Annotated in this window: 20 protein-coding genes; 14 read left to right on the top strand and 6 right to left on the bottom strand. The window is 63.6% G+C overall.

Annotation, left to right across the window (positions count from 1 at the left end):
• Positions 1–14 precede the first annotated feature (14 nt).
• The 4 genes from VFV96_13610 to VFV96_13595 form a co-directional block, all read right to left on the bottom strand.
• A complete protein-coding gene (locus VFV96_13610) occupies positions 15–800 on the bottom strand; it encodes a PEP-CTERM sorting domain-containing protein (GenBank protein HEU5071435.1) in 786 nt (261 codons plus the stop codon).
• Between the two features lie 92 nt (positions 801–892).
• A complete protein-coding gene (locus tag VFV96_13605) occupies positions 893–2,542 on the bottom strand; it encodes a hypothetical protein (protein ID HEU5071434.1) in 1,650 nt (549 codons plus the stop codon).
• Positions 2,543–2,615: 73 nt separating this feature from the next.
• Positions 2,616–3,392, bottom strand: a complete 777-nt coding sequence (locus tag VFV96_13600) for a prepilin-type N-terminal cleavage/methylation domain-containing protein (protein HEU5071433.1) — start codon at positions 3,390–3,392, stop codon at positions 2,616–2,618.
• Positions 3,393–3,397: 5 nt separating this feature from the next.
• Positions 3,398–3,829 carry an AraC family transcriptional regulator gene (locus VFV96_13595; GenBank protein HEU5071432.1) on the bottom strand — a complete coding sequence of 144 codons (432 nt, stop codon included), beginning with the start codon at positions 3,827–3,829 and terminating at the stop codon, positions 3,398–3,400.
• Positions 3,830–3,989: 160 nt separating this feature from the next.
• Between VFV96_13595 and VFV96_13590 the strand changes: the two genes are divergently transcribed.
• The 11 genes from VFV96_13590 to VFV96_13540 all read left to right on the top strand — a co-directional run bounded on the left by VFV96_13590 (position 3,990) and on the right by VFV96_13540 (position 18,836).
• Entirely contained in the window at positions 3,990–7,412 is a 3,423-nt protein-coding gene (locus tag VFV96_13590; GenBank protein ID HEU5071431.1) for an ATP-binding protein, read from the top strand.
• Positions 7,413–7,483: 71 nt separating this feature from the next.
• Positions 7,484–8,191, top strand: coding sequence for a response regulator transcription factor (locus tag VFV96_13585; protein HEU5071430.1), 708 nt, complete (start codon positions 7,484–7,486; stop codon positions 8,189–8,191).
• A 138-nt stretch (positions 8,192–8,329) separates the two neighbouring features.
• Positions 8,330–10,654 (top strand): glycoside hydrolase family 3 N-terminal domain-containing protein, encoded by a 2,325-nt coding sequence (locus VFV96_13580; GenBank protein ID HEU5071429.1) that lies wholly within the window; start codon positions 8,330–8,332, stop codon positions 10,652–10,654.
• A 12-nt stretch (positions 10,655–10,666) separates the two neighbouring features.
• Positions 10,667–12,151 carry an MFS transporter gene (locus VFV96_13575; protein ID HEU5071428.1) on the top strand — a complete coding sequence of 495 codons (1,485 nt, stop codon included), beginning with the start codon at positions 10,667–10,669 and terminating at the stop codon, positions 12,149–12,151.
• Between the two features lie 11 nt (positions 12,152–12,162).
• Positions 12,163–13,281 carry an endo-1,4-beta-xylanase gene (locus VFV96_13570; GenBank protein ID HEU5071427.1) on the top strand — a complete coding sequence of 373 codons (1,119 nt, stop codon included), beginning with the start codon at positions 12,163–12,165 and terminating at the stop codon, positions 13,279–13,281.
• Between the two features lie 123 nt (positions 13,282–13,404).
• The gene (locus tag VFV96_13565; GenBank protein HEU5071426.1) at positions 13,405–14,874 is read left to right on the top strand and encodes a glycoside hydrolase family 88 protein; all 1,470 of its coding nucleotides are present in this window, start codon (positions 13,405–13,407) and stop codon (positions 14,872–14,874) included.
• Positions 14,853–15,980 carry a glycoside hydrolase family 28 protein gene (locus VFV96_13560; GenBank protein ID HEU5071425.1) on the top strand — a complete coding sequence of 376 codons (1,128 nt, stop codon included), beginning with the start codon at positions 14,853–14,855 and terminating at the stop codon, positions 15,978–15,980. The genes VFV96_13565 and VFV96_13560 overlap by 22 nt, the downstream gene beginning before the upstream one ends.
• Positions 15,981–15,992: 12 nt before the next feature.
• On the top strand, positions 15,993–16,601 hold the full coding sequence (locus VFV96_13555) for a DUF1080 domain-containing protein (protein HEU5071424.1): 609 nt from the start codon (positions 15,993–15,995) through the stop codon (positions 16,599–16,601).
• A gap of 213 nt (positions 16,602–16,814) precedes the next feature.
• Entirely contained in the window at positions 16,815–17,651 is an 837-nt protein-coding gene (locus VFV96_13550; GenBank protein ID HEU5071423.1) for a prepilin-type N-terminal cleavage/methylation domain-containing protein, read from the top strand.
• 187 nt (positions 17,652–17,838) lie between these two features.
• Entirely contained in the window at positions 17,839–18,111 is a 273-nt protein-coding gene (locus VFV96_13545; GenBank protein ID HEU5071422.1) for a hypothetical protein, read from the top strand.
• On the top strand, positions 18,078–18,836 hold the full coding sequence (locus VFV96_13540) for a hypothetical protein (protein ID HEU5071421.1): 759 nt from the start codon (positions 18,078–18,080) through the stop codon (positions 18,834–18,836). Before VFV96_13545 ends, VFV96_13540 begins: the two co-directional genes overlap by 34 nt.
• Before the next feature lie 118 nt (positions 18,837–18,954).
• On the opposite strand, the gene VFV96_13535 is transcribed toward VFV96_13540, so the two are convergent.
• The gene (locus VFV96_13535; protein HEU5071420.1) at positions 18,955–19,569 is read right to left on the bottom strand and encodes a BsuBI/PstI family type II restriction endonuclease; all 615 of its coding nucleotides are present in this window, start codon (positions 19,567–19,569) and stop codon (positions 18,955–18,957) included.
• Between the two features lie 45 nt (positions 19,570–19,614).
• On the opposite strand from VFV96_13535, the gene VFV96_13530 reads away from it, so the two are divergent.
• The 3 genes from VFV96_13530 (at position 19,615) to VFV96_13520 (ending at position 20,578) form a co-directional block, all read left to right on the top strand.
• Positions 19,615–19,881 (top strand): helix-turn-helix transcriptional regulator, encoded by a 267-nt coding sequence (locus VFV96_13530; protein HEU5071419.1) that lies wholly within the window; start codon positions 19,615–19,617, stop codon positions 19,879–19,881.
• Positions 19,878–20,327 carry a hypothetical protein gene (locus VFV96_13525; protein ID HEU5071418.1) on the top strand — a complete coding sequence of 150 codons (450 nt, stop codon included), beginning with the start codon at positions 19,878–19,880 and terminating at the stop codon, positions 20,325–20,327. The genes VFV96_13530 and VFV96_13525 overlap by 4 nt, the downstream gene beginning before the upstream one ends.
• Positions 20,328–20,395: 68 nt before the next feature.
• On the top strand, positions 20,396–20,578 hold the full coding sequence (locus VFV96_13520; protein ID HEU5071417.1) for a hypothetical protein: 183 nt from the start codon (positions 20,396–20,398) through the stop codon (positions 20,576–20,578).
• Positions 20,579–20,730: 152 nt separating this feature from the next.
• On the opposite strand, the gene VFV96_13515 is transcribed toward VFV96_13520, so the two are convergent.
• On the bottom strand, positions 20,731–24,945 hold the full coding sequence (locus VFV96_13515) for an autotransporter-associated beta strand repeat-containing protein (GenBank protein HEU5071416.1): 4,215 nt from the start codon (positions 24,943–24,945) through the stop codon (positions 20,731–20,733).
• Positions 24,946–24,962 lie beyond the last annotated feature (17 nt).

Here is a 24,962-nt window from a genome sequence, read left to right as displayed (position 1 = left end):
ATCCGTTCCAGAGCTTAAGCGGTCAAAGCCGGCGGGCGGCGCGTGCGGCGCGCCGCCAGCAAGCCCACAACACCCACCCCAACCAAAGCCAGTGCGGAAGGTTCCGGCGCAGCCGCCGGCCCGCCGGACAACGTCACGTTGTTCAGAAAGAAATTGGCCGGCGCTCCGCCGCCGTTGTTGAACGTGAACATCAGTTCGATGTAGCCGTTGGTCGGCGTGGCCGTGATGGCCGGCAGCAGGCTGGAATAGTCGATGGTGACGGTTTCCGTCCGCGCCGGTGCCCCGCTGTAGAAGTAGAAGTTGGGCTGGCCACCGGCCGAGTTGTTGCCGGTATCGCCCGTGGCGGTCGTGTTGGGCCAGGTGTCCGCCGAGCCGATGTTGTTGTAGCCAAATCCCGATGCATTGAGGGTCAGCGCATACACCTGTGAATAGCCGGCGGTGGAACCGGAGGCTGCCGCCGATGGCACGGAGAAGGTGAAGGACAAAAGGTGGTTGTCGAGAAAATCGTCCACGTAACCGTTGTCCTGCAATTTGATCGCCAGCGTCGAGCCGTAGCCGCCCTGGTTGATCTGGAGGCTCTGGCTGTATCCGCTGACGGCGCCCCCTACAAAACTGTAAATGCCCGGCGAGATCGCGGTGTCGGTGATCGAAGTTCCGCCGGACAGACTGTTGATCCAGCCGTCGCTGCTGGAAGTCTGCCAGCTGCCAATGGTGGTGTCAGCCAGGCTGGATAACGGCAGTGCGAGGGCGCTGAGGGCAATGGCCAGCAGAGCCGTCCGCAGGTTGAGGGCGATGTTCATGCGTTGCGGTTTTGGTTCAAGCTTGGCGGTGGCCGGATCGCCGACCACCGCCATTTTCAGTTTAAGCGTTGTCGTCTTGGGATGCCGACGCGCTACTCGGCTGGTCCCGGACTGGAGAGCCGGAAGAAGGCGTTCGCGGAGCGCACGCCATTCGACAGGCCATCCACGGTGGGCAGGCCGGACTTCGGAATCAGGGACCATACCTTGCTCGGGCCCATCAGGCTTTGGAAGACGGCGTTGCTCGCGTAGCCCGTGAAATACGCGGGCGTTTTCCACGACAGCGCCGCATTGCCCAAATCGGCTTTCGTGCCGAGCACCACGCCATAATCCGGATAGCTCCAATTGACCCAATAAGCGGCGTCGCCGCCCACCAGCACCACGCTGGCCGGCTTGGCCGCCGCGCTCGTGCTGAGAATGTTGGTGTCGAGCGCGGTCGCGGTGGTGAAGTCCACGTTCACCGGCACGCCCACCACGCCCGCGGTCTGGATACGGGCATAATCCGCGTGCTGACCAATGGCCGCCGGGTCGTTCGGCTGCACGCCGAAAAAGGCCACCAGCGGATTGGCGAAATCCGTGGCGATGTCCGGATCATCAATCGTGAACGGCACCGGGCCCGCGCCGGGCGCCGTCAGGCTGCCGCCCGAAGCATTGCTGAAGGTCAGCGTCCAGGTGCCGATGGCCGTGGTGTTCGTGATGTTGAGCGCGACGTGATCGGGGTTCGCGTTGACCAGGTTGGTCTTCCACGAAATGTTGCACGTCACGTTGGTCGCCCCGCCCACGATCTGGAGCCAGACGCTGTTCGAAGCGGTGCTGTAATCCGTGTATTGGTTGATGGCGCCGCCCGCGTCGTGGTCCAGCGGAATGAGAAACACGTGCACCTGGTTTAATGGCGGATTGAGGCTGTAGTCGGACAGCGTGAACGAGTAGGACACCGGATACGTGCCGCCGATCCACGACTGGTTCGTGTCCACGGTGACGACCTGCGACCGGTCGTATTGTCCCGATGAACCGGCGAAGACGCGCAGGGCGCGTTTGGCCGGCTCGATGGCCATCGTGGGCGGCACCACCGGGACGGCGGCCGTGGTGAACCGGATGTTGTCGAGGTAAAGCCCGAGATACGCGGCATCCGTATCGGAATACGTCGTGGTGTAATAATTGAAAAAGACGTTCGGGATGTTGGTCCAGGCGGCGTTGGGGCCGATGGGAATGACGACGTGCATCCAGTTCGTCTGCGACGCCGGAATGGTGAAGTTGCCGAAGTTGTCCGCCCCGTAATCGAGGCCGCGCGTGCCCACCGTGATGGTCGGCCAGTTCGTGCTGTTGGCATTGGTCACCGCAAACGACGCGGGATCAAAGCGGACATCGAACTCGACGTTGGTGGCCAGCGCCGCCGAGGCGGGCCCGCCATTGCCAATCAGTGGCGGGTTGATGCCGCTGTATCCATCCATGACGAGAAACTGCGGCCCGCAACAGCCGCCGATGCCGGAGTTGCCGAAGTAGGCCTCGATTTTGAGCGAGCCGGAACTGGCATTGTTGCTGGCATCGGAGCTGTCCCATAACACCTGGTAAAAGGCCGTGCCATACCAGTTCTGCCACGGCTGACCGCTGTTCTGGGTGACTTCGGTGTCATTGTCGAAGGCATTGATCAGCACGGACGTTTGCGCCCGGGAATTCCAGACGGCCAGCAGCAGGGCGCCGGCGGTCAGCACGCGAACGCCGAACCAACGGGGAACGTTTTTCATAGGCGGGTTGTCGGGTTGTGTTGTTTGTTGCTTTGTGTTTGCAGGAAGCGCGTCGACGGGCGTGGGACGAGAGTCAGTAATAGGTGTAATACGTGCCCTTCCAGCGCCACTTCATGATGCCGGCGTTGTGCTGCTCGACGTGACCGTCACCGAACAGCGCGTTCACGCCGACCACTTTGCCGTTCTGGTAATGGCCTTCGACCGCGCCGGTCAGACTGGTGGAACTGCCGATGACGCGATCCGACAGCACGGGCACCTGGCTGATGGTGGAATCGGTGGATTTGGACGGCCATTGATAGTCCTCATTGGCGTTGGGATTCGGCCGGTTCAAAATCGTGTTCCACTGGTTCGGGAACATGGCCGAGCCCGAGGGCCGCGGAATCCAGAGGTCGTGATAGATGACCCCAAAGCTCAGGCCCGTGTATTGCACGGCCACCTTGAGGTCATTGAGGTTTTGAATGTCGTGCGGCGGACTGGTCCGCGCCCGCGAATTCGCATTGGCGTCCTCAAGGTTGCTGGGCCGCACGGGACAGAACCACATTGGCACCGTCAACCCATACGGCTCCATGCCCGTGATCATGTCGAGTGACACGTCCCAGGCATTGTTCCCGGCGCCGCCGCCGAGCGAGAACGAAGGATAGGCGCCCCGCGAGTTGTCCCCGGAATACATGTTGAGCGCGAGGCCCCACTGCTTGTAATTCGAGGTGCAGTTGATGACCTTGGCCTTGAATTTGGCCTTGGCCAGCGCCGGCAGCAGCATGGCCGCGAGAATGGCGATGATGGCAATGACCACCAGCAGCTCGATCAGCGTGAACGCCCGCCGGGCTGGACGATGGATGGGGTGAAACATGGTTGTCAGCAAGCGGGGGTTGAGGTTCCGGACAGTGCGGCCGGGCGCGGCAACACGGGCGGACAAACCGCCGGCAACGCCCGGTAATCGCGCGGCGCCACACCACAGGTGGCTTTGAAAACGCGGGAAAAGTAAAACGGATCGTCGTAGCCCAGCCGGGCCGCCGCGGCTTTGACCGACAGCCCACCCTGCTCCAGCAATTCGCAGGCGTGCTGCATCCGCAGCCGTGTAAAATAATCCAGCGGCGGACAGCCGACGGCGCGTTTGAACAGCGTGAAATAATGCGACGCCGAGCAGCCTGCCTGCGCCGCCAGTTCGGCCACCTGCAACGGCCGGTTCAGATGCGCCCGCATGTAGTCAATGCTGCGTTGAATGCGCGGCGCGACGCCGTCATCCGGAACGGAAATAGTTTTCCAAAAAGTCATGGCTTGTCGCATGGTGTTCACATGACACCGCATGTTGCTTTGGGGGCTGACTTGAGCAAAAGCATACCGGTGCCGACATCACCCGCCTATACGACATCTGACCGATGGTTCATCCGCCGGGAAACCAACACAGTTCAACCACCGAACGACCGGCGCTAATGCCACAACTCGCATGCCCGCTGCTTCCGGCCTAAATGTTCTCCCGCACGACGCCCACAAGGGCCGCGCCGGGTGCCTCCTCCGGCTCCTCGTGCTTGGCTTGCTGGTCCGCTCCCTGGCGGCGCTGGCAGCGGAGGCGACGGTGGTGCACAACTTGCGGGAATTGCAGGCGGCGGTGCAGGCCCAGCAGCACCGCGTGTGCGACGTCGATCTGCAAGCCGTGGTCTGCGCCACCGACCCGGCGCGTGGCCTGCTCGTGTTGGCGGACGCCACCAGTGTCGAAGCCTGCGCCCTGAACCTCGCGGGGCGCGATTTTGCCCCCGGCGACCAGCTCCACATCGTGGCCCCGCAATGCGAACTGGTTCGTCGCCCCAACTGCGTGGCATTGGCCACCACACCGGTGGTGGACAACGGCGGTGTTCACTCGGTCTCCGAAAGCTCCGGCCGCATCACGCTCGCCGCCGGGATGCATCCGCTGCGCCTGTATTATTTCAACGTCAAGGATCCCGCCGCGCTGGAGGTGAGCTACCGCGGGCCCGACGGCGCGCCGCAGCGGATTCCCGATGACGTCCTTTTTCTCAGCGCGATGGCCACGAACGGACCCCGCCCGGGATTGGAATTCTTCTGCTACGACGACACGCCAGCCACCCTTGACCAGATGCGCAATCAGGCACCCATTTACCGCGGGTTCGCCACGAACTTTGACATCGCGCTGCGCCGGCCGACGGAAGACGTTGCAATGCAGTTCCGCGGGCTCATCGCCATTGCCCATGCGGGGGAATACGAATTCACCGTGAAGTCCGACGACGGCGCCGAACTTTACGTCGGCGAATTGCAACCCGACATCACCAAGCTCGGCACGGTCCCGGCGCCCGTGGCCACACTCGTGACCAACGCGGCCGCGGCACAGTCCGGACGTGGTGCCTGGCAGACTTTGGAAGGCACCGTGACATTCGCCGGCAAAGGGCGCGAAGGGCTTGAACTGGTGTTGAACGACGGCCTGCACCCAGCCCGCGTCTGGCTTGCCAGCAACGAGGGCATTCCCCCCGGCCTGCTGCTCAACGGCCGGGTCCGGGCGACCGGCGTTTGCCGGCGCGTTCTGGGTCCGGACGGCGGAAACGAATCACGCTTGCTGTCCGTCGTCGGCGCGGGGCACCTGCGCCTCCTCGACGTCGCGCCGGAGCAGTGGGAAAAGGCCGCCCGGACTGAAATCGCCCGCGCCCTCACGCCGGGCGGCAGGGAACCGGGCATCGTTCACCTGCGCGGCACCGTGCAGGAGCTCAACCGTGCCGGCACATTTCAACTGCACGACGCCAGCGGTGGGATTGCCATCCAGCCGGCGGACCTGGCCGGGCTCACCAACGGCCTGGTAATCGATGTGCTCGGAACCGTGACCACCAACGACGGCGCCCGGGTGACGTTTGCCGTGTGGCGCCCGGTGGCGGCCCAGCCTTCGACGCCGCAGGTGTTCACCACCGCCGCGCAGGTGCAGCAACTGAGCGCCAAGGAAGCCGCGCGGCAGCATCCGGTCGTCGTGCGTGGGGTCATCACCTGCCTGGTGGAATGGGGCGGCGCCGTGGTGCAGGACGACACCCGCGGCGTGTTCTTCAGCTATGAACCGTCGTATCAGAACGGTTTCGCCCCGGGCGATTACGCGGAGATTCAGGGCGTCACCGCCGTCGGTGATTTCGCGCCGGTCATTGAGGCCAAATCCGTGCGCGTGCTCGGGCCCGGACAGATGCCGGAACCGGTGCGACCAAGCTGGAACCAGTTGATGAGCGGCAGCCTCGATTCCCAATACGCCGAAGTGCGCGGCATCGTCACCGAGGTCGCGGGCAACCGCGTCACGCTGCTGACCGAGAGCGGGAAAATCCGCGTGACGCTGCACAACCTCGGTGAGACCGCGCTGCGCCGTCTGTTGAACACCCTGGTCCGGATTCACGGCTGCCTGCTGGCTGAATGGGACTCACAGACCCGGCAGGTGCGCGTCGGTGAAATTCGCTTCCGTAATCCGACGGTTGAAATTGACCAGTTGCCCATGGCCGATCCGTTCGCAGCGCCGGAGAAAACCATTTCCGACTTGCTGCTGTTCGACCTGAATGCGAGCGGCTTCGAGCGTGTGAAAATCGCCGGGCAGATCGTGCAGGAACGCAACGGCGAATACTTTCTGATGCAGGACGGCAAGGGGCTGCGGTTCCGGCTGGCGGGCGGCACCGCCAGCGGGCTGCAGGCGGGGGACCTGGCGGAAGTGGTCGGCATCCCGGAATTGAGCGGGCCCGTGCCGCGGCTGCACGAAGCCGTGGCGCGCCAGACCGGCACCGCACCGCTGCCGCCCGCCGTGACGTGGACCTCGGACGAACCCGGCCGGCAAAGCCCCGACGCAACCCGCGTCCAGACGGAAGCGCGGTTGATCGGCATTCATCGCGCAGGCGTGGAATGGGTGCTGGAATTGCAAGCCGGGCTGCGCGCCTTCCGCGCCCGGCTGAACGCGACCGAAAACCTCGCGGACGATTTTCCCCTCGGCAGCCGCCTGCAGGTGGCCGGTGTTTATGCCACGCTGGATGACGAGCGCAACGGCGACCTGACGGGCTTCGAATTGTTGCTGAACACGCGCCGGGACATCCAATTGCTGGAACGCCCGCCGTGGTGGACGTTGCGGCGCCTGCTCTACATCGTCGCCTCGCTGGTCGCGGTGCTGGCCATGGCAGCGATCTGGATCAGCCAGTTGCGCCGGCAGGTGGCCCACCGCACGCAGCAGTTCGAACGCGAGCACGCCCGCCGTGAACACGCCGAACGCGAGCGCGCCCTGGAAATGGAACGCTCCCGCATCGCGCGCGACCTGCATGACGACCTCGGCTCGAGTCTCACGGAAATCCGTGTGCTGGCCAGCACGGGCCTGCGCCAGCCCGGCACCGACGCGCGCACGCCCACGCTGTTCCAGGCCATCACCGAAAAGGCGCGCGCCCTCGTCAGCGCGCTGGACGTCATCGTGTGGGCGGTCAATCCCGAGGCCAATTCCCTGCAATCGCTGGCGGATTACCTCAGTGGTTACGCGGCTGATTACCTCGCGGCTTCCGGCATCGTCTGCCGGTTCAAGATTCCCGTGTCGCTGCCGGACCGGATGCTGGACGGCCAGGTCCGCCACGATCTGTTCCTCGCCGTCAAAGAGGCGCTGCACAACGTCGTGCGGCATTCCGGCGCCAGCGAAGTGGAGTTCCAACTGGAAGCGGACGTGCAGGGCATTCGGATTGTCATCACGGACAACGGCCGGGGCTTTGAACCGGGCGAACTCGGCGCCGAAGGCCACGGCCTGCGCAACCTGCCGGAACGTCTCGCACGCACCGGCGGCACGTGCGAAATCGCGTCACGCACCGGCGCCGGCACGCGCGTCACCATCTTCGCGCCGGTGCCGGACCAGGCCGCATCCGCCATCTGACCGATGGGATTTGCCGCGCGGCGGGTTATGCTCCGAATTGCGCCCGGCCCCGGCGCGGGAATTACACTCGCATGTCCACGTTGTTGACCACAGAATTGCGGGCAGCCACCACTGCCATGCCGACCCGCGTCGCCATCGTTGAAGACAACGCCATGTTGCGGCAGTGCCTCGCCGATTACATCGCGGCCACGCCGGGTTACCAATGCGTGTGCACCTGCCGTTCGGCGGAAGAGGCACTGGCGCAAATTCCCCCGCTGAAGCCGGATGTCGTGCTCATGGACATCCATCTGCCGGGCGAATCGGGCATCGTCTGCACCGCGCGCCTGCGGGAAAAGCTCCCCCAGGTGCAGGTCATCATGCTGACCGTTTACAAGGACACGAAGGTGATTTTTCAGGCGCTCAAGGCCGGCGCCTGCGGCTACGTGCTCAAACGCGCGGACGAGGCGGAAATTTTGAAGGCGATTGCCGAGGTCCGCTCGGGCGGCGCGCCCATGACCGCGGAAATCGCCCGCATGGTTGTCCGCTCCTTCATGGAACGCCCCAGCAGCGATGACGAAACCGCCGAACTGTCGCCCCGCGAATCGGAAATCCTTGCCCTCATCACCGAGGGGCTGACCAACAAGGAAATCGGCGCGCGGCTCGACATCAGCTTCTCGACCGTCCGCACGCATCTCATGCACATCTTCGAGAAGCTGCACGTGCGTTGCCGGGCCGAGGCGGCGGCCAAATACATGCGTTCCATACCCAAGGGCGAAGGAAAGTCATCGGCCCGGACATAACTCCGCATCCCCACCGCCGGCTGGGCGAAATGCATTTTCCACCACCCGGTCCAACCGGCCAGGGGAATCCGCCATTCGTCGTATGTCCCCCCCTGCCCCGGCTTGCTACCGTGAAGCCACCAACACGATCCATTCGACATGGCCAAAAAGCTTTCACCCGCCCCCGCTTATCAAAACCCCCAACTCCCGGCCGAAAGGCGGGTGCGCGACCTGCTCGCCCGCATGACGCTGGCGGAAAAGGCGGCGCAGATGATGTGTGTATGGCAGGAGAAGGCGCAAAAGCTCGTCGATGCCGCGGGCAATTTCGACCCCGCCAAAGCCCGGGCCGCCTTCAAGTCCGGCCACGGACTCGGCCAGGTGGGCCGGCCGAGCGACGCCGGAGCGCCGGCCGCGACGCCCTGGCTCGGGCGAACGGCTCGGCAGATGGCCGAACTGACCAATGCCATCCAGCGTTTCTTTCATGAAGAATCCCGCCTCGGTATTCCGGTCATTTTCCACGAGGAATGCCTCCACGGGCACGCCGCGCGCGACGCCACGAGTTTTCCCCAGCCCATCGGACTCGGCGCCACGTTCAATCCGGCGCTGGTGGAAGCGCTCTACACGATGACCGCCTACGAGGCCCGGGTGCGCGGCACACACCAGGCGTTGACGCCCGTGGTGGACGTGGCGCGCGACCCGCGTTGGGGCCGCGTCGAAGAGACCTACGGCGAAGATCCGTTTCTCAACACGCAACTCGGCGTCGCCGCCGTGCGGGGCTTTCAGGGCGACCGCTCGTTTCGCGACAAACGCCGCGTCATCGCCACGCTCAAACATTTTGCCGCGCACAGCCAGCCGGAGTCTGGCCAGAATTGCGCGCCCGTGAACGTGTCCGAACGGGTGCTGCGGGAAACCTTTCTGCATCCGTTCAAGGACTGCCTCCAGCAGGCCGGCGCCATCAGCGTCATGGCCAGCTACAACGAAATTGACGGCGTGCCCTCCCACGCGAACCGGTGGTTGCTCCGTGACGTGCTGCGCCAGGAATGGGGATTCCAAGGCTTCGTCGTTTCGGATTATTACGCGATCTGGGAACTGGGCCACCGGCCTGACACGCACGGCCACGCGGTCGCCCACGACAAGAAGGAAGCCTGCCGGCTGGCGGTCGAGGCCGGCGTCAACCTCGAGCTGCCCGAGCCCGACTGTTATCTGCATCTGGCCGAACTCGTGCGCCGGGGCGCGCTGAAGGAAAAGCAGCTCGACGAACTCATCGCGCCGATGCTGTTGTGGAAATTCAAGCTCGGCCTGTTCGACGATCCTTACGTGGATCCGGCCGAAGCCGAACGGGTGGTCGGCTGCGACGAACACCGGGCGCTGGCCCGCCAGGCCGCGCGGGAAACCATCACCCTGCTCAAAAACGAAAATCACCTTGCGCCGCTGGACCTCAAAACGCTCCGGACGATTGCCGTCATCGGCCCGAACGCGCACCGGCCGCTGCTCGGCGGTTACAGCGGCGCGCCCAAACACAACGTCACCGTGCTCGACGGCATCCGCGCCCGCGTGGGCCCGCAAGTGCAGGTGCTGCACGCGGAAGGCTGCCGGATCACTGTGGGTGGTTCGTGGCAGCAGGATGAGGTGATTCCCAGCGATCCAGCCGAGGACCGCCGCCAGATTGCCGAGGCGGTCAAAGTGGCCCGGCAGGCTGACGTCATCATCCTCGCCATCGGCGGCAACGAACAAACCTCACGCGAAGCGTGGTCGCTCAAACATCAGGGCGACCGCACCAGTCTCGATTTGATCGGGCGTCAGGATGAACTGGTGGACGCGCTGGTGGCGACGGGCAGGCCGGTCATCGCCCTGCTCTTCAACGGCCGGCCCCTCGCGATCAACAACGTCGCCCGGAAGGTGCCGGTCATTTTCGAGTGCTGGTATCTCGGCCAGGAATGCGGGCACGCGGTGGCGGACGTCTTGTTCGGCGACTTCAACCCGGGCGGCAAGCTGCCCATCAGCATTCCGCGCTCGGTCGGCCAGCTGCCCGTGTTCTACAACCACAAGCCCTCGGCGCGCCGCGGTTATTTGTGGGACGAGGCCACGCCGCTGTTCCCGTTCGGGCTCGGGCTCAGCTACACGACTTTTGCCCTGACCAACGCCCGGCTGACGAAAAAGCGCATCAAGCCCAACGGCGCCACCCGCGTGCTGGTGGACGTGACGAACACCGGCCCGCGCGCCGGCACCGAGGTGGTGCAGCTTTACATCCGCGACTGCGTCAGCTCAGTGACGCGGCCGGTGAAGGAGTTGAAGGGCTTCAAAAAAGTGGCGCTGCAACCCGGCGAATCCCAGACCGTGGCGCTCGACATCACCCCGGCGTCACTGGCGTTTTACAACGTGAACATGAAATACGTCGTTGAGCCGGGTGACTTTAAAATCCTCATCGGCACGTCCTCACGCGACACGGATCTCCACCCACTCACGTTGACCGTAACGAAATAGACCCCTCCCCGCATGAGCGACCGCATTCAAAAACTCTCCTTCACCGAAAAGGCCGGTTACAGCCTGGGCGACGGCGCGGCGAACTTCGTCTTCATGACGATGATCCTGTTCCAGCTCAACTTTTACACCGACACCCTCGGCATCACGGCCTCGGCGGCCGGCACCCTGCTGCTGCTCGCGCGGCTCTGGGACGGCTTCTTCGACCCGCTGATGGGCGTCATCGCCGACCGCACGCAGACGCGCTGGGGCAAATTCCGCCCGTGGATCCTGTGGACCGCGCTGCCGTGGGGCGTCATCACGGTGCTGGCCTACACGGTGCCGGGCTTTGGTTCGACGGGGAAAATCGTCTGGGCCGCCGCCACGAACATCCTGCTCATGACATTGTATTCGATGAACAACACGCCCTATTCGGCCATGACGGGCGTGATGACCGGGGACGTGAACGAACGCACCAGCCTGTCGTCGTTCCGTTTCGTGGCGGCGATGGTGGCGCAGCTCATCGTGGGCGGTTTCACCCTGCCGCTCGTCGCCAAATTCGGCGAGGGCAACAACGCCAAGGGCTGGCAGATGACGATGGGCCTGTGGGCTGTGATCTGCGTGGGGCTGTTCCTCATCACCTTCCTGACCACGCGGGAGCGCATCACGCCGCCGCCGGAGCAGAAGTCCGATCCCAAGCGCGATTTCGGCAACCTGCTCAAGACGGGCCCGTGGATCGCCATGTTCATTTTGACGCTCGCGCATTTCATCGTCCTCGCGATGCGCGGCGGCACGATGTTCTATTATTTCCAATACTACGTGGACAAGGCGCGGATGCTGGACGTGCTGCAAACCCTCGGACTGACCAATGCCGGCGGCCCCGGCGGCGCCTGGCATTATCTGCTGAACACCTTCGGGCTGGTCGTCAACGCGGACCAGTCGAACGTCGGCGCCGTTGGCTTCAGCCTGCTCAACATGTCGTCGCAATTTGTCACCGTGCTCGGCGTGCTGTGCTCGACGTGGCTTTCCATCCGGTTCGGCAAGAAGGCCGTGGCCGTAACGGGCTTCACGGTGACGACGCTGTTCATGGCGGGCTTCATCTTCCTGCCGGCGAACGCGATTGGCGCGACGTTCGTGCTCGAGTGGCTGCGCGCCCTGAGCTACGCGCCGACGATCCCGCTCATCTGGGCGATGTTCGCCGACGTGGTGGATTACGCGGAATGGAAAACCGGCCGGCGCACTACCGGCGTGATTTACGCCACGATCATCTTTGCGCTGAAAGTCGGCTTGAGCCTGGGCGGTGCCATCGCCGGCTGGTTGCTGTCCGGTTATGGCTACGTGCCCAATGTGGCGCAGACGCCCGCGGCGTTGCAGGGCATCCGGATGACCATCAGCGTTTATCCGGCCCTCTTCTTCGGCATCGTGATTGTCTGCCTGCTTTGCTACGGCATCACCAAGCAGTTGAACCTCCAGATCCAGGATGAATTAACCGAACGCCGCCGCCGGTTTGCGACGACTTGAAGGGAGCGCCCATGAAACGTCACACCTCGCTGCTCGTCCCGCTCGCCCTCGCGGCGCTGACGGGCTGTGCCGCCGCCCAACCGGCGTTGAAGACCGCGTTCAAGGATGACTTCCTCATCGGTGCGGCGTTGAACGAATCCCAGTTTGCCGAAACGAATTCCGCGCGTCTCGAGCTCATCCGACAGCAGTTCAACGCCACCACCTCGGAAAACGTGCTGAAATGGGAGCACGTGCATCCCGCGCCGGACCGCTACGACTTCGGACCGGCGGACCGTTACGTCGCCTTCGGCGAGAAATACGGCATGTTCATCGTGGGGCACACGTTGGTCTGGCACAACCAGACGCCGGCCTGGGTGTTCCAGGACGACCAGGGGCGGCCGATGACCCGGGCGGCGTTGCTGGCGCGCATGCGGGACCACATTCACACCGTCGTGGGGCGCTACCGGGGCCGCATCAAAGGCTGGGACGTGGTGAACGAGGCGTTGAACGAGGACGGCACACGGCGGCAGTCGCCGTGGCAGCGCATCATCGGCGACGACTACATCGAGAAGGCCTTCGCGTATGCCCACGAAGCCGACCCGTCGGCGGAACTGTATTACAACGATTTCTCACTGGAGAACGCGACCAAACGCGACGGCGCCGTCGCGCTCATCAAACAGTTGCAGGCGGCCGGTGTGCCCGTGGCGGGCATCGGCACGCAGGAGCATATCAAGCTCGACTGGCCGACACCGCAGCAGGTGAACGACATGCTGACCGCGTTTGGCCGGCTCGGCATCAAGGTCATGGTCACCGAACTCGACGTGGACGTGCTGCCGGGCCGCGGCGCGAACCGCACCGCGGAAGTTTCCCTCCGCCAAACGGGTAATCCGACGTTGAATCCCTACACCAACGGCCTGCCCGACCACGTGCAACAAGCGCTTGCGCAACGTTACGCCGACATCTTCACGGTGTATCGCGAACACCGCGGCACGCTGGCACGCGTGACGTTCTGGGGCGTGACGGATGGCGATTCGTGGCTCAACAACTGGCCCATTCCCGGCCGCACTTCGTATCCGCTCCTGTTCGACCGCCAGGGCCGGCCCAAACCGGCCTTCGACGCGGTGCTCAAGACCGCGCCCATCGTGCCCTGAACCAAGCCAGCGCGGTGCACAATTTCGCGGGGCAAAGGCGCAATTTCAACCGCGCGCGGGCTCGACAGGCGCGCGGGAACGGCGTCAGGATTAAAACCATTCCTGATGATACGAGATTGCGCCATGAAGTCCTTCCGCCTGTCCCTGAAAATCGCCGCGGGCCTGCTGACGCTCCCTCTGCTCCCCGCGTGCCGCACAATTGAATCCCGTTCCACACCGGCCACCTTCAACGGCGCCACGCCGTTGCAGTGGTCCGTCCGCATGGCGGATTCGGAAATGACGCGGCGCGACGACAAACTCGCGTGGCGCGCGGACGGCAAGGCCAAGTGGGATTACACGGCCGGCCTCTTCACGCTGTCGCTCCTGAAATTGAACCGCGCTGTGCCGACGCCCGGCTACGTCGCGTTCACCGAAAATGCCATCGGATCGTTCATCACCGACGACGGCAATATCCGCGGTTACAAACCGGGCGAGTATCAGCTCGACGCCGTCAATCCCGGCAAGACCGTGCTGGCCTTGTGGCAGCTCACCCATGAACCGCGCTACCGCAAGTGCGCCGCGACCTTGCGCCTGCAATTGACCACGCAGCCGCGCACCAGCGAGGGCGGTTTCTGGCACAAGGAACGGTATCCGGAGCAGATGTGGCTCGACGGCCTTTACATGGCCGCCCCGTTTTACGCGGAATACGCGCGCCAGTTCAACGAACCCGCCGGCTTCGACGACGTGGTGAAGCAGTTCCAACTGGCCGACGCACACCTCTACGACGCCCGCACGGGCCTTTATTATCACGGCTGGGACGCGAAACACGTGCAGGAATGGGCCAACCCAACCACGGGCACGTCGTCGAATTTCTGGGGACGCGGGCTGGGCTGGTTCGCCATGGCGCAGGTCGATGTGCTCGATTATCTGCCGAAGAATCATCCGGGCCGCGCGGTGATTCTCGCCATGCTCCAAAAGACCGCTCGCGGCATTGTGAAATGGCAGGATCCAGCAACTGGCTTGTGGTGGCAGGTGCTCGACCAGGGCGGCCGCCCGGGCAATTACCTCGAAGCAACGGCGTCGAGCATGTTCGTCTATTCACTCGCGAAAGCGGTCAACCGCGGCTATCTCCCGCGCACTTACGTGCCCGCCATCGTCAAAGGCTACGCCGGCCTCATCCACGAGTTTGTGCGCGATGACGGGAACGGCCAAATCTCGTTGACGCATTGCTGCGCCGTGGCCGGGCTTGGCTACGGCCGCGACGGTTCCTACGCGTATTACCTGCGCGAACCGGTGGTTGACAACGACCTCAAGGGCGTCGGCCCGTTCATTCTGGCCGGTCTCGAATTGCAACGACTGATCGACCTGCCGTTGCGGGCGGAACACGCGTCAACCGCCACCGCGACCGGACCGCAATCCGGCGCGCCGGAGTGGTCGGAATTGCCCGCACTGCTCGCGCGCCTCCGGCCGCCAGTCATTCCAGCGCGGGAATTTTCCATTGCCGATTTCGGCGCCACGGGCAACGGCCAGACGGACAGCAGCGCGGCCATCGCCCGGGCCATCGCGGCAGCCACGGCGGCGGGCGCGTCATCGTGCCAGCCGGCGAATACCTGACCGGCCCGATTAACCTGCAAAGCCGGATTGAATTGCACCTCGAAGGCGGGGCGACGCTGAAGTTCAAGACCGATCCCTCCGCCTGCCTGCCGGCCGTGCGCACGTGGTTTGAAGGCATGGAGTGCCTCAACTACTCGCCGCTCATTTACGCTTTCGAGGCGCAGGACATCGCCATCACCGGCGACGGCGTGCTCGATGGTCAGGCCGACGAAACGCATTGGTGGCCCTGGAAGGGCAAAAAGGAATACGGCTGGACCAGCGGCCAGCCCAAACAGGACGCCGCCCGCCAACGCCTGGTGAAAATGGTTGCGGAAGGCACGCCCGTGGCCCAGCGGACGTTCGGCGACGGCGACTACCTGCGGCCCAGTTTCATCGAGCCCTTCCGCTGCCGGAACGTGCTGATCGAAGGCGTGCGCATCCGGCGTTCGCCCATGTGGGAACTGCACCCGGTGTTGTCCACAAACGTCATTGTGCGCGGCGTGCAAATCGTCAGCCACGGCCCCAACAACGACGGATGTGATCCCGAGGCCTGCCGGGACGTGCTGATTGAGAACACGGTGTTCGACACGGGCGACGACTGCATCGCCATCAAGTCCGGCCGCAACGAGGATGGCCGGCGCCTGGGCGCCCCCGCGGAGAATATCGTCGTGCGCGGCTGCACCATGAAGGACGGCCACGGCGGCGTGACCATTGGCAGCGAGATTTCCGGCGGCTGCCGGAACGTGTTTGTGGAGAATTGCACGATGGACAGCCCGAATCTCGACCGCGTGCTGCGCTTCAAGTCCAACGCCGTCCGCGGCGGCACGGTGGAAAACGTGTTCGTCCGCAACGTGAAGGTCGGCACCGTCGGCGACGCGGTGTTGCAGATTGATTTTCTCTACGAAGAAGGCGCCAACGGTCCGCAACGCCCGGTTGTGCGCCACGTGACGATGGAAAACCTGACCGTGGCCAACGCCCGGCGCGTGCTGGACGTGCAGGGCTTTCCCGCGGCGGAAATCAGCGACGTGCGGCTCCACCACTCAACCTTCGCCGGCCTCACCCAGCCCGACGTGGTGAAAGATGCGAACGTCAAACTGGTGGATTGCACGGTGTCCCCGAAGCCGTAAGCTGCGCCCACCATGAAACCCCGCCGCCTTGCGCTCGCGCTTCTCGCCCTCGGAACCGCGCTCTTTGTTTGCCCCTCGGTGCAGGCCGCCGACCCGGCTGAAACGGGCTGGACCACGTTGTTCAACGGCAAGGATCTCTCGGGCTGGACCGTGGTGAACGGCGGCGAGTTCTCGGTCACGAATGGCGTCATTCATCTGGTCAGGGGCACCGGCTGGCTGCGCAGCGCGCAACCATACACCAACTTTATTTTTGAGGCGGAATGGCGCGCGCTGGAAAAGAATTACAACAGCGGACTGCTCATCCGGGCCGCGGCCGAGGGCAAGCCGTTCCCGACCAATGTCTGGCAGGTGAACCTGAAAGGCACGGCGCTGGGCACGTTGATGCGCGGATCCAAAACGCTGGTGACCAACGCCGCGCCGGCCCGGCCCGTGGGCGAATGGGGCAAGTTCCGCATTACGGTGACTGGTTCGCATATCAGCGTGGAGGCGGGCGGTCGGCACCTCTGGGACTACGACCAACTGGATGCCACCAGCGGTTTCCTCGGGTTGCAGGCGGAGAACAAGTCCTTCGAGTTCCGTCACATCCGGGTGCGTCCCCTCGGCGCAAACCCGGTCCGTTGAAGCCGGACCCAGTGGGTCCGAACCTCACGGTCGCACGTCCGGTGCGCATTTTTCACGCTGTTTTGCAACGCGCAGGACATGACAGCCACACGGCAACTGTTAGGCTGACACGGTAGCCACCCATGTCCGGCCGCGTATGCAAAACAACCGTGTTGTTCCAATGATTTGCCTGCCTTCGCCGGCACCGTGCGTGGCCACGCCCAACCCCGTCCCATGATGAAGTCTCCGTTTATTTCCACGCTGCGCCGCCCCTCTTCGACGCACGGCCCCCGCGGCGGACGCGCCTTTACGCTCATCGAGTTGCTGGTGGTCATCGCCATCATTGCCATCCTCGCCGCCATGCTGTTGCCCGCCCTGGGTCTGGCCAAGGAAAAGGCCAAGCGCATCAAGTGCACCAGCAACCTGAAACAAATTGGCATCGCCTTCGCCATCTACGCCGGTGACAACAATGACAAGGTGCCGCAGACCGTGGTCGGCGCCGGCAACTCGCCCGGCTCGGCCCTGTGGGACGTGCCCCGGCTCACGGCCGACGCGATCATTCAGTCCGGCGGCAACCGTGGCATTCTTTACGATCCGGCCACCAAGGCCACCGTGCAGGACATCGACAACTGGTATTATTTCAACTCGGCCACGACGCCGCCCTCGGACAATGGCGTCAACTACCGCGTGACGACCTACCAATGGTTGTTTGAACGGAACAATCCCGGCACCGCGGGCTACGACGCCTCACGGCCTTCGCGCCGGCGGGACGGGCTTCCCTACGTCAGCAAGCTTTCCGTGGCGGTGACGAACTTCACGGTGGCGCAGAGCGAACTCGTCACCTGCGTGGTCGTCTCGGAAGGTTCGGGCGGGCAGAACGACAAATTCACCGGCGTTTACACCTCCAACCCGCAAATTATTCCGCAGGGCTACAACAGCAGTCACATGAGTTCGGGCAGTCGTCCGGAGGGGGGCAACATTTTGTGCCAGGACAACCATGTGGAATGGCGCAACTTCAAAAAAATGCGCGTTTACGTGGACTGGAGCAACAACCGCCACTGGTGGTGGTAACATCGCCCGCTCGCGGCGCGAAAGGTTGTTTTCCCGCGGACCCGGCGGCACCCGTTGAGTCCGGAACGGCCAGCCGTCGTATCGCCAGTTCAGAAACCCCATGCGTGCCACAGTCTGACTGAAGCATCGCGCCGCCATCATCAGCCTGGTCGTTGTCACCGCACAGCTCCTGCACGCGGCGTTGCCGATGGAGGACGCCATCACCAACGCCGCGCCGGGCGCAAACGTCGGCTCGGTGGCGCCGTGGAGCAACAGTTCGTCGCAGGTCAAAGTCGCCAGCGGTAATCTGACCCAACCCGCGCTCAAACTGCCCGCGACCGCGGGCAACCTGGTCAGCATCGCCGGCACGAGCGGCGGTTCGAACTGCCGGCCATTTGACGCCAGCAGCGTCAGCTGCGGCAATATTTACTACTCTTTCCTGCTGCAATGCACCGCGCTGCCACCGGCAGCGGTTACCTGACGGGCCTGTTGCCCTCCGGCACCACCTCACCCAACGGCAGCAGCGACGCCCTGGCGTTGTATTTCAGTCTCAACGGCAACGGCTATCAGCTCGCCATCCGGAAAACCGGCGCGTCCGCGGTTTATGCCGCGAACGTGCTCGCCACCAACGTCACGCAATTCATCGTGGTGAAGTATGCGTTCAACCCCGGAACGGGCGACGACGGGGTGAGCCTGTTCATCAATCCTACACCCGGCGGCAGCGAACCGGCCGTGCCGGACGCCAGTCAGACGGGCGGGACCGATGCGGTCAACCTCCAGAATCTTTATCTGAAGTCCAGCGCCGGCTACGACACATGGAACTTCGACACGCTGCGCGTGGGGACGACCTGGGCCGATGTGACGCCCGCAGTCGATGACACGGGATCGCACGAACCGCGCATCACCGAGGCCAGCGCCGGCCCGGACGGCATCGTGTTGCGGGGAACCAACGGCGCCACGAGCGGCGTTTATCAGGTGTTGTCGAGCACCAACGTCGCCGCGCCGCTGGCGCAATGGCCGGCCATCGCCACCAATCATTTCGATGCCGGCGACAACTTCGCCTGCACGAATCCGTTGCTCCTCTCCGAGCCACAACGCTTTTACCGGCTGCTGCGCGGCAACGTCGTTACCCCGCCGCCCACCGCTCCCGCGATTCTCGGCCAGCCCACCTGGGCCAAAACCAACTGGCTGAAAACCTCCTACTGACGCGCGGAGATGCGAGATGGGACCAACTATTTGTGCCGTTTAAGATTGAGTTGCGCTGTCCCCCAAGCAGCGTATCTGATCGAATTATTCGCCCTTGATCCCCCATTTGAGGGAGCTATCAACTTTTTCCGATTACGTCCGGATAGGGACCGAGGAAACGCTCACCGTTGAAGTGAATCATGTGGTCGGGATCTTCGGCGATCCAGACTTCAGATTCCCAAGCAATCTGCGAGACGAAGGTCTGCATGGTGCGGCGGTTCTCGAAGGCAGTCACGAAGACAAGACCGGCCTTACAGCCAGCGAACAGGTCTTTGAGTTCTTTGCGGCGCTTGCTGTCCACCGGGCCGGCGCTGGTAACCGCTTCGATGAGCAGGAGCCAGTTCTTGGCACGGAAGTGAACGATGACATCGGGAATCTTGGCGGCGGAATCCAGGGAGACGCCGAGCGTGGCCAAACCTCCGGTTTCCAGATGGACGAACTTGTTTTCGGTGTCGCCGATGTAGAGGACCACCCCGCCGGGGGCGAAGGCGGGGCAGAAGTGCTCGATGATGGCCTTGATAAGCAGGCACCAGCGGTATCGCGGATGGTAGAAGAACGATCCGTCTGGCATGCGCCAGCGCTTGGCTTCCACTTCACGTCGAGGGACACCTAAGGAACGGGCGAGCACTTCAACTCCTAAGGACGAGCCGTGGAAACGATCGGTGCGTGTTTGGTGCTGTCTGGTCCGGCTCATTTATCCTGTTTTGGGTTATCCTAAAATCGGATTGACTATTGGCAAGTGTCAAAATCCGTTTTCACAACTGAGTATGCGGTCTTTCGGGAGCTTCTGCGAGAACTTCGCACACAGAAGGGCCTCACCCAAGTTCAATTGTCCGAGACTCTGGGAATGCCCCAGAGTTTTGTGAGCAAATACGAAACCGGTGAGAGACGGCTCGACGTGATTGAACTGCGAAACGTTTGCCAATCCCTAGGCGCCACCCTCGTTTCGTTCGCAAAGAAGTTTGAAGAGAGACTTCCTGAGGCGAAGAAGGTAGGTGCCAAGTGAAGAATCTTGATTCTGGGAGCGCCACGGCAGGAAAGGCCGCATTACTGTTGGCATCGAAAGGACTTGGTTATCTGGTTCCCACTGTCAGGCAGAAGAGGAATATCGTCGTGGCCTTCGCGAAACGGGACATGATTGTCTATGGTAAGGCCTTTGACGTAATTCGATTAACGGAGCCTGTGAACTTGGATTCGGTGAATGAAGTAGAGACCCATTTGAGCAAGTTGCTGCTGTGCGAAATCAAGTCCACGAAGAAGGACATGGCCGCCGACTTTCGCGGCTATTTCTTCGGATTGACTGCTGCCGAAGTGCTGGTTGCACAGAATCTCAAAGCGCAGTTTCGCTTTATCTTCGTTAACACAGTTTCTGGCGCACACTTGGAACTCCAATTAAACGAGATTTTTGCGAAAGCGCGCGGCATTTATCCAACGTGGAGCATTTCATTTTGATACAATCCACGCTGCAACTAGACGGAATCGATCTTCCTTAGATGTGAACTATTTCGCCTTCCCATCTCATGTCTCCGGTCGGAGTCGTCCTTGATGGGATGCACCGCCTCTGCAAGGCGTTCCTGCTCGGCATGGAGGAAATCGAGGCGGTGCAGTTGTCGACGATGCCGCCCTATCTTTGGCGGCTGCTGCCGGGTGGCGAAGAAGTGAAAAAACACCGGTTCACCCTCCGAGCCAGCTTGAGTGACTGAACGGAACGAGGAAGACATTCACCTCCCAGGAAATGCCCGGCGGCCGTTCGTTGGTTGCTGATGTTCGGGCTCCCGGAGAAAGGCTGCGCCTCTGCAATAAAAAAGCCCGGGACCGGCGCACGCCAGTCCCGGGCCTAGCAAGACTCGTCCGGTTATGGGACCGTCAGGTAGAGACGGTAGAAGACGGTCGGGCTGGCCGGATCCACCGTCGTGGTGAACGAATGGTTCAAGTCCGAATCCGGCACGTCATACCAGGCGCCGGTGAGGCCAGTGGCGAGGTCGTTGGTCTGGGATTGGAGCTTCCAGCCGGTGTGATCGGCGGGCCAGGCCAGCGTCAGCTCGGTGCCGTTCAGCGCGACGGTCATCGTGGTCGGCGTGGTCAACGGCGCGATGCGGATGGTGCCATCGACATACAGGCTGTTCGTGTCCCAGGTGAGCCCGCCGGTGAGCGGCGGCAGGGTGACGGAGTTGAACGTGCCCTGATAATTGGCGGCGCTGAACAACTTGAACACCGTGCCGCTGCCAAGCGTTCCATTCACGTTGGTCACCACGAGGTCGCCGCCGTTGTTGAGCAGCGAGGTGACGCCGGCGATCTGGTCGTTCGTGCCCGCGGCCGCGTCCACTTCCAGGGTGGTGGTGCTGCCGAATTCCAGGGTCAGCGTGTTGTTGATCGTCAGGGTGCCGACGGCGCTGCCCGGCGTCAAAAAGGCGCCCGCGCCCACATCCACCGGCCCGCCGATGGTTCCGGAGCCCGCCAGGGTGCCGCTCACGATGAACACCGAACCGTTGTCGATGGCGCCGTCCACCTGCAAGGTGCCGTCGTAAACGGTCGTGCCGCCGGTGTGCGTGCTTTCGCCGGTCAGAGTCAGCTTGCCGGTGCCGATCTTGACGAGCGAGGTCAGGTTGCCGCTGACGGTGCTGTTGGAGAAGGCGCCCTGGAAAACGGAGTCCAGATTCAGCGCGCCCACGGAGTAATTCACCGTGCCCGAGCCGCCGCTGGCCCGGCCGCGCACGACGGTGTTGGGACCGCCGGACAAGGCGCCGAGGTCAATGGTCACGCTGCCGTTGCGCGGCTCCATGATGATGCTGCCGGAGCCAAGCTTGAAATACACATTCGGGCTGCCGGTGCTTGGGTTGCCGCCGCCGTTGTTGAAGCGGAGATGGCACGAGCTGTCCACCAAATCAAGCGTGCCCGCCAGCGTGGACATGCCGCCATTACCGCCGATGGTGAAGGTGCGGCTGCTGTCGTAGAAGTTGGTGATGAGAATGGTTGCGGTGCCCGCCCATTCGCCCACCAGATGACGGTCGCCGGCGGGGCTGTTGTTGTTCAGATCAATGGCGCAAGTGCCGTTGAAGTTGAGGTTGTTGTTCAGTGTGTAGGTCCCGGCCAGCCGGAGCGCGGCGCCATCCTGCAGGGTGATCGCTCCATTGCCCGCGCTCGTCGCCGTAACGAGCGAGAGGACGCCGTTGCTCACGGTCGTGTCTCCGGCATAGGTGTTGGCCGCGCCCAACGTCAGCGCGCCCGCCCCGGTCTTCGTGAGGGCACCTGTGCCCGTCACCGTGCCGCCCACCGTCAGATTGGCCGCGGGGTCATCAACGCTCACGGTGCCGCCGCCGGGGTTCAATGTAGCGCCGCGGTTGATGCTGACCGTGGGGCCGGTGTATTTCAATGCGGCGCCGTCCATGACGAGATTGGCCGGGTCCGCAGGAGAAGCGCCAATGCCGCTGTTGATGCCGCCGTTGGCGAGGACGGCCACCTCCAGCGTTCCGCCGCCAATGGTCGTGGGACCGGTGTAGCTGTTGGTAGTCTGGACGTGCAAAGTGCCGCTGTTGGTTTTGGTCAGGCCGCCCGCTCCGCCAATCGCACCGGCGCCGGTGAAGGTATAATCATTGGCGGCATCAACGGTCACCGAAGCCGGAGCGACCGGCGCCGTCACCTTCACGATGGGATTGGCCGCGCCCGTGGCGTCGAAGTGGGCGGTGTCGCCCTGCACAAAGAAATCCAGGAGACCGCCGTTGAGCCAGTTGGTGTGGTTCAGCACGTCCCAATCATTGGCCGCGGCGTTGCCCACCCAAACCACGCTCGCCGGGGCGCGCACGCCGGAGGTCACGAGCTGAATTGCCTTGGCCGCGACATTGTTCGTCAAATAACCCGGCGCACCGACGAGGGACAGACTGGTCACGTCGCCGATCAACGACCCGGAGTATTCGAACAAGGTGTAGGTGCCGGCCGCCAGCGAGCCACCGAGCGCGGTCACCGTGACGGTGTTGGCGCCGCCGCTGACATCCAGGTCGCCCACCACCTGGATCACGTCGTTGGACGTGGCGGAAATCTCGAAGTTGTTGATGACGCCGCCCTGCTCCACGAGGCCGTTGGCAAAGGCGATCACACCCTCGCTGTTGCCGGGCGAGAGGGTGGCTCCGGACGCGGCGGTAAAGCTGCCCGCCACGCTGCCCGAGCCCGCCAGCACCTTGCCGGCGGCAAGGGTGTAACCGCCGGCCGCCGAGGCATCGAAGCTGGCACCATTCTCGAGTGTGATTTGCGGCGTTGCCCCAAGAGTGGCGCCCGCGCCCAGCGCCAGCGTGCCTCCGCTGATGGTGGTTGCGCCTGAACAGGTGTTCACGCCGTTCAAGGTCAGCGTGCCCGCGCCGGTTTTCGTCACGCCGCCACTGCCGCTCAGCACCCCGTTGAGGGTGATGTTGTGTCCCGCTCCCTCCGCATCCGCGGCCTGGAAGGTCACCGCGCCGCTCAACGGCAGGTTGGCCACACTGCTCCAGTCCGCCTGCGCCGCGAGCGTGCCGCCGGTCAACGTCGGGACGGTGGTCAGGCTGTTTGCGCTGTTCGCGTTGGCGACCAATCCGACCGACCCCAGATAAATGGTGCCGCCGTTCAGTTGAAAACGGGCGTAGGCGTTCGCCGTGACCGACGGGCCGTTCAAATAAATGCCCTCGGTGCTGATGGTGCCACCGTTGACCGTCAGGATGCCGCCGACACTCGAGAGATTGGAAGTGTCCGGTTCACCTTGATTGTTGATGACAATGCCGTCACTGCCCAGCGTGACCAGCTCGCCGCTGTCCATCCGGAACGTCACGTTGCGCGTTCCCGAGTTGGCGGCGTTGTTGCGGTCCGCCACGTAGAACGCGCCGGCGTTTGTCCAAACGCCACCGGTCATTCGGGCGTAGCCCGAGGCGATGCCAATGCCAATCCGGACGCTGCTGGAATTCACCACGCCGCCCTCGACAGACAGGCCGCCCGACGTGCTCGCGCGATTGATGGTGACCGCATTCAGGTTGGCCGAGCCGCCCGCGATGCGGAAGAACTGCCGGGAATCGTTGCCGCCCACGTCATGGTTGAGGCCGCCCTGCAAATCCAGGGTGCCGCCGCTCATGTAGAAGCGAGAGTCGCGGCCGCGCACGCGCAACGGCTGGTCGATCACCACCGTGCCGCCATTGTTGGTGAAGGCCGCGCCAATGTTGGCGTCGCTGCTCGTGTTGTCACCCATCAAGAACGCGCTGCCGTTGTTGGTCAGAATCAGCGTGCCGCCTTCCACATCGATGACCGGCGGCGTTCCGCTGGTGGGCGTGGGCATCGTCACCGAGCCCGAATCAGTGATGGTGACCACGCCGTTGGAATTGATGGTCACCAGACCGCCCGGCTGAACGGTCAGCGGCACCGCGCTGGATGCGTCAATCGTGAATCCGTTGGTGTTGACATTGAGGGCGCCCGCAAGCGTCAGTCCGCGGAAACTGGCGGCCGCCATCGGCGTGTTGTAGCTGACGGTGTCAAAACCGATGATCGCCTTGGTGGCGGCGTCGGGAACCTGGAGAATGTCCCAGTTATTCGTGTCGTTCCACAAACCATTGCCGCCGCCGCCCGTCCAGTTGGCGGTGCCGGTCACGGTCAGGGTGGCAACGGCCGAGGTGACGGAACTGGAATCGCAGCTCACGCTGACGATGCAGCGGTATTGCTTGCCCGAGTCGGCGAAGGATGTCGGGGCGGTCGTGTAGCTGGCGGTTGTCCCGCCCGTGCCCGTGACCACGTTGTCCCACAGCGAACCGCTGTTGGTGCTCACCTGCCATTGGTAGGCAGGGCTGGTGCCCGTCGCGGCGACAGAGAACGTGGCCGTGTTCGGCGTCTCCACGGCCTGGTCCACCGGGTCGCTGACAATGCCCGCCGTCTGGCAGCTCGGCAGGTTGAGATAAAGCGCGTTGAGCCGCGCCTGAAGATCGCCGGGGGTCAGAATCCCGCCCGTCAGCGCCGTGTTGTCCAGCCGGCCGTCCATGTATTCCTGCGTGCCGTTGTTGAAGACACCGACGCCGATTGACGTGGTGCCCGTCCAGTCCCCGCTGAAGGAGTAATCGAACATGCCATAATGTTGAAGGG

It is taken from the genome of Verrucomicrobiia bacterium, assembly GCA_035765895.1.
Taxonomy (GTDB): Bacteria; Verrucomicrobiota; Verrucomicrobiia; order Limisphaerales; family DSYF01; genus DSYF01.
Note: the sequence above shows the minus strand (reverse complement) of the source record. Positions and strands in the feature narration are given on the sequence as shown.

What these genes read in the sequence shown, in the direction of transcription:
- VFV96_13610 (HEU5071435.1), bottom strand. Translation starts at nt 800, where the DNA reads ATGAACATCGCCCTCAACCTGCGGACGGCTCTGCTGGCCATTGCCCTC.
- VFV96_13605 (HEU5071434.1), bottom strand. Translation starts at nt 2,542, where the DNA reads ATGAAAAACGTTCCCCGTTGGTTCGGCGTTCGCGTGCTGACCGCCGGC.
- VFV96_13600 (HEU5071433.1), bottom strand. Translation starts at nt 3,392, where the DNA reads ATGTTTCACCCCATCCATCGTCCAGCCCGGCGGGCGTTCACGCTGATC.
- VFV96_13595 (HEU5071432.1), bottom strand. Translation starts at nt 3,829, where the DNA reads ATGCGACAAGCCATGACTTTTTGGAAAACTATTTCCGTTCCGGATGAC.
- VFV96_13590 (HEU5071431.1), top strand. Translation starts at nt 3,990, where the DNA reads ATGCCCGCTGCTTCCGGCCTAAATGTTCTCCCGCACGACGCCCACAAG.
- VFV96_13585 (HEU5071430.1), top strand. Translation starts at nt 7,484, where the DNA reads ATGTCCACGTTGTTGACCACAGAATTGCGGGCAGCCACCACTGCCATG.
- VFV96_13580 (HEU5071429.1), top strand. Translation starts at nt 8,330, where the DNA reads ATGGCCAAAAAGCTTTCACCCGCCCCCGCTTATCAAAACCCCCAACTC.
- VFV96_13575 (HEU5071428.1), top strand. Translation starts at nt 10,667, where the DNA reads ATGAGCGACCGCATTCAAAAACTCTCCTTCACCGAAAAGGCCGGTTAC.
- VFV96_13570 (HEU5071427.1), top strand. Translation starts at nt 12,163, where the DNA reads ATGAAACGTCACACCTCGCTGCTCGTCCCGCTCGCCCTCGCGGCGCTG.
- VFV96_13565 (HEU5071426.1), top strand. Translation starts at nt 13,405, where the DNA reads ATGAAGTCCTTCCGCCTGTCCCTGAAAATCGCCGCGGGCCTGCTGACG.
- VFV96_13555 (HEU5071424.1), top strand. Translation starts at nt 15,993, where the DNA reads ATGAAACCCCGCCGCCTTGCGCTCGCGCTTCTCGCCCTCGGAACCGCG.
- VFV96_13550 (HEU5071423.1), top strand. Translation starts at nt 16,815, where the DNA reads ATGATGAAGTCTCCGTTTATTTCCACGCTGCGCCGCCCCTCTTCGACG.
- VFV96_13545 (HEU5071422.1), top strand. Translation starts at nt 17,839, where the DNA reads ATGGAGGACGCCATCACCAACGCCGCGCCGGGCGCAAACGTCGGCTCG.
- VFV96_13540 (HEU5071421.1), top strand. Translation starts at nt 18,078, where the DNA reads ATGCACCGCGCTGCCACCGGCAGCGGTTACCTGACGGGCCTGTTGCCC.
- VFV96_13535 (HEU5071420.1), bottom strand. Translation starts at nt 19,569, where the DNA reads ATGAGCCGGACCAGACAGCACCAAACACGCACCGATCGTTTCCACGGC.
- VFV96_13520 (HEU5071417.1), top strand. Translation starts at nt 20,396, where the DNA reads ATGTCTCCGGTCGGAGTCGTCCTTGATGGGATGCACCGCCTCTGCAAG.
- VFV96_13515 (HEU5071416.1), bottom strand. Translation starts at nt 24,945, where the DNA reads ATGTTCGATTACTCCTTCAGCGGGGACTGGACGGGCACCACGTCAATC.